The organism is Microcoleus sp. BM001215392, from assembly GCF_036700185.1.
Classification (GTDB): domain Bacteria; phylum Cyanobacteriota; class Cyanobacteriia; order Cyanobacteriales; family Microcoleaceae; genus Microcoleus.
The window spans coordinates 6422-10314 of the sequence record NZ_JAUBOJ010000038.1; the positions used below are offsets into that span (position 1 = coordinate 6422).

General features: G+C 43.8%; 5 protein-coding genes. 2 read left to right on the plus strand and 3 right to left on the minus strand.

Annotated features, from left to right (window positions below; genetic code table 11):
* Together QT974_RS06985 and QT974_RS06990 are read left to right on the plus strand one after the other, a co-directional pair.
* The coding region (locus tag QT974_RS06985) for a hypothetical protein (RefSeq protein ID WP_333467795.1) at positions 1–681 on the plus strand (681 nt) is incomplete at its 5' end.
* A 147-nt stretch (positions 682–828) separates the two neighbouring features.
* Complete coding sequence (locus QT974_RS06990; protein ID WP_333467796.1) at positions 829–1527, plus strand: hypothetical protein; 699 nt, start codon at positions 829–831, stop codon at positions 1525–1527.
* A 169-nt stretch (positions 1528–1696) separates the two neighbouring features.
* On the opposite strand, the gene QT974_RS06995 is transcribed toward QT974_RS06990, so the two are convergent.
* Genes QT974_RS06995 through QT974_RS07005 form a run of 3 tightly spaced genes read right to left on the minus strand, consistent with a single transcriptional unit; the run spans position 1697 to position 3855 of the window.
* Positions 1697–2185 (minus strand): hypothetical protein, encoded by a 489-nt coding sequence (locus QT974_RS06995; RefSeq protein WP_333467797.1) that lies wholly within the window; start codon positions 2183–2185, stop codon positions 1697–1699.
* 10 nt (positions 2186–2195) lie between these two features.
* Entirely contained in the window at positions 2196–3260 is a 1065-nt protein-coding gene (locus tag QT974_RS07000) for a hypothetical protein (RefSeq protein WP_333467798.1), read from the minus strand.
* A 46-nt stretch (positions 3261–3306) separates the two neighbouring features.
* Complete coding sequence (locus QT974_RS07005; protein ID WP_333467799.1) at positions 3307–3855, minus strand: DUF192 domain-containing protein; 549 nt, start codon at positions 3853–3855, stop codon at positions 3307–3309.
* Positions 3856–3893: the final 38 nt, after the last annotated feature.

Consider the following 3893-nt stretch of genomic DNA (forward strand, 5'->3'; position numbering starts at 1 on the left):
CATCCCGAAAACAGTGGCAACAGCAACCAAGACAGCAACAGCCATCCCGAAAACAATGGCGGCAACAGCAACCAAGACAGTCACAGCCATCCCGAAAACAGTGGCAACAGCAACCAAGACAGTCACAGCCATCCCGAAAACGGCAACAGCAACCAAGACAGCTTCTTGACAGAAAAACAAGCAAACTTAACTTACTGTGGCGACAACCGAATCGGTCAAGTGTATTCTTCTGACGGAGAGATACAATTTTCTTACCTGAGAGGGAATAATAAAGCAAAACTTGAATCATGGGGCAGATACTTGATTCGAGAAAAATATGCTGCTGGATTCCAATTACGTGCACCAAATTGCGTTACAGCCTGCAAGCACGAAATCAAAATCTGGGGGTTAAAAAATATCCAAATACTTTACTTGATCAATCTGAACAAACAGCCTCCATCCCCTGACTTTGCAGAAATAAATCCAAGTACGCTTACCTTTCCCAAACAGTACGAAGTGCGCAGGAACACAAAAGCTGTTTTTGCAACTTCTGACTATCAAGAAGCTCTCGATTTTTACAAAAGCGAAATCAAAAACCCAATAACCGTTACGGCTACTCTAGTAGACCCGGAATACCGAGTATTAGAGCAGTTCCACGTTGGTGTCATAACCAATACAAATCGAGTTATTTTGCTTGCATAAAAATCTGCTTATAACTGCATTTTTTGGCATTTGTACGGAAAACCTACGGCACGAATCCTGACAATTTACAGCCGGGTTTTCTGTACAAATACTTTTTAAGCGCTCCGCGCATAAATTCTCGAACTATAAAAATAGGTCAGAATTTCCATGCAACTAATCCATCTTAATTGGGAAAGCCTCAGCATTTTAGAGCAAGAAGAGTCTTTCAAGTTAGAATATTCGGATTGTGAAAGAAGACACAACCCGCACCGATACGTAACAATGTGCAAAAGCGAAGCAGGTCAAATGCACCTTTTAATGAAACAAATTTTCTTGAATGTTCCGGTGCAAAAGATACTAAAAAATTATCCTAAACTTGCTAACTGTATAAACCAGATACAGTTACAACTCCAGGAAATATTTCGCCTGAATACATCGGAACAAATACACCAAGATTATACGGTGCAATTACTCTGGGAAAACTGTCTAATTTGGTCTGAAATAGACCTCATAGTTATCAATCCAGAAAAATCTCAATTTCGCTGTATTAACTGGACTTGGAACGAAGGAAATGTTCCAATAGAAGCGACCATACAGCAGCACTGGAAAACACAACTACCTCTCTTTATTCTAACAGAAAACTACAATTTAGCACCAGAAAGTCTCAGTTTTACTAACTGGTTTGTGAACGGTTGCAGCAATAAAAGTATAGAGTACAACTTTGACTACAACACTGCACAGTTTAATTCGTTCTTTGAACGCCTGCACAAAACGCTGCAAAAGCTGTCAACAACGCAGCCAGAAATAAAGAATCCAAACGAATACTATTTGCGACTGGCTGAGGAAGCTCCAGAAATTGAGATTTAACGAAAAAAAGGGCGATCGTACTTGCTGGAAAATTATTCTCCAGAACGAAGCACGATTGCTCTTGACGGAACGGAAGCGAGAAGTTCGCAGGGTGGATCGTTATTTACAGATCGACCCTGTTTGCTTTTTGCAAAAGAACTGATGCGACCGCATTTTTTTTGAGTTAAAATCAGCCGAGAGACCAGCAATTATTCACGCACTTTTCCGGCTGCAACCTGTATTCGACAACTACAGAATCAGAGACAGTAACATCCGAAATGGGGAGTTTCAAATAATAAGATATCCACGCATTTTGATGGTCTAATTGGTTGCTGGTACTCGGAGCAAAAAAGAGAGGAATGCAAGGCGAGTGGTTGAAGCCGTACTGCCCGAAATAAGTTTCTCTGATTAACGGCAAATGCGGTACGTTCCCCGGCGGATAATACAAAGCATTCGGGTCGTAAAGCGTCAAATCCATCCTGGCAAAAACGCTGATGCCGTTAATCTTGAATTTCTGGCAAGTCGCAATCGCTACCCACTCGTTATCCCAAGGGTCGGGAGAAGGCGAAACAATCCTAAAAGCAGGATTGATGTTTTCGTAAAAAACCCACTTGTCAGCAAAAGGTTGGGCATCGCAATGAAAGTGCATTTGGTCTGGCAAAGTTGTTAAAAATCTCATGACTTCTCCCTCAATAAGGATAAAACTCTGACTGTGAAGGCTGACGGAAATTGCCCGGATTTGCAGGAGCCATACTGCCGCTTTCGACTGGGCTGCTGCCAACACCAGCAGGCAGGGAAGCAGGATTTCCAGGGGGGACGGGCAATGAATTGTTAACTGACTGCGGTAAAGGAACGGTATTCGAGAAAGCAGGAATAGAAGGATTTGCAGTTGGAAAAACTGCTGTCGGCAGGAAGCAGTAAGTGTAATAACGCGCTGCAATCGCACTTCCAAACATCACAGTACCCGCCGAATACGTGCGACAGTTTTGTCCAGTCGCTGGTGGAGAACTAAAAGTGCTGTTGCTAGAATTCGGAGGCTGACTGACAGGTCGCTCCCACCCCCCTGGTGAACTGAAAGAGTTGCTGAAATTAGTTGAAACGCTTGCTCGCTCCAACGACTCTACAAAACCACCACCAAAATTGGAATTGCTACTTGCAGCGGGGGTATTGGTAGCAGGAAGAAAAGGTACTTCCCCAAACGGCTGAGCGCTCTCAAAACCTGCAACGTCAGAACCCAAGCCATCGGTCGGCGGGAAATTCGATGGCTGTGTTGGCGAGATACCAGGAACTGCTGAAGGCAAATTCGACGGCTGCGTTGGCAAGGTCGCAGAAACTGCTGTAGCCCTCAGCGAATAGCGATTTGGAACCATCGAAGGATCTTTTGACATCACGATTAATTTGTAATAACCGCTCGACGGTGGCACGAATGTAAAATAGGGATGCTGGCTGAAACCCACCTGTCGGTTTGAAGAATCAAAAATTGCAAAAACTGGATTGAAACCGCGCACCTCGGCTCTAAAATCAAAGAGAAGTTTTTCACCTGTATTCGCTCCAAACAAATGCTCCTCTCCTCGAAATTGCTGAACGGGATTGCCACTCTCCCAAAAGTTAGTAAAACGATAAATTGGGCTGGTCGCTCTCACCGCACCAACAACGGGTTCGTTATTCTTCAGTACGGCTGCAACAACAGGCTTAGCAACTACTAAGCAAATCGATGCACTTAAAATGGTTCCCCAGAAAGTTGATAATTTCATGATTTTTTAGCCTCAAAAACAACCAAAAATTAATGATTGATGCAGTCTAATGACTGCGTTTGACTAAAATCAATTCAGAACCCGGCTGTACGCCTAATTTCCTTAAAGTACCTGCCCTCAATTCCAAAACTGTATCCACGGGATGCGGGTAAGAAACGGCTTTGCAATCTGAATGCGCCGCACCGCGACGAAGCAAACAGGGTTTAACATTCGATGCCATTTTTACAACAGTTCCAGATTGTAAAAAGACGACATCAATGGCAGCTTCCATATTCGGCATGACCACTGCTACGGGTACTGGAGGGTCTACAACAAACATCATTCCCCGGTTGCTCGGAAGTGGCGGTCGAAACTGCAAACCCTTCTCTTTCTCCTCAGAACTGCGGGCTATTTCTAACTCAATTCGCCTGCTTCCCGATATCAAATAAGCTCCTACTTGCAGGTACTGTGCTTGTCGTTCGCTATACTGTACGAATGTTCGCAGCGCCACAACTGAAGGCAGTAAAAGCAGCAAACTCCAACCCACAAAAGTGTTAGCTATAAACACTTTTTCCCAAAATCTTTGCCAATCGAACTTTAACCAATTTATCAACATTTACTTAAGCCCTCATTTTCTGCTGCTTTGTACGTTGG

Bases quoted from the DNA above. Each gene is read 5' to 3' on its own strand.
- QT974_RS06990 (WP_333467796.1), top strand. From the start codon at position 829: ATGCAACTAATCCATCTTAATTGGGAAAGCCTCAGCATTTTAGAGCAA.
- QT974_RS06995 (WP_333467797.1), bottom strand. From the start codon at position 2,185: ATGAGATTTTTAACAACTTTGCCAGACCAAATGCACTTTCATTGCGAT.
- QT974_RS07005 (WP_333467799.1), bottom strand. From the start codon at position 3,855: ATGTTGATAAATTGGTTAAAGTTCGATTGGCAAAGATTTTGGGAAAAA.
- QT974_RS07000 (WP_333467798.1), bottom strand. From the start codon at position 3,260: ATGAAATTATCAACTTTCTGGGGAACCATTTTAAGTGCATCGATTTGC.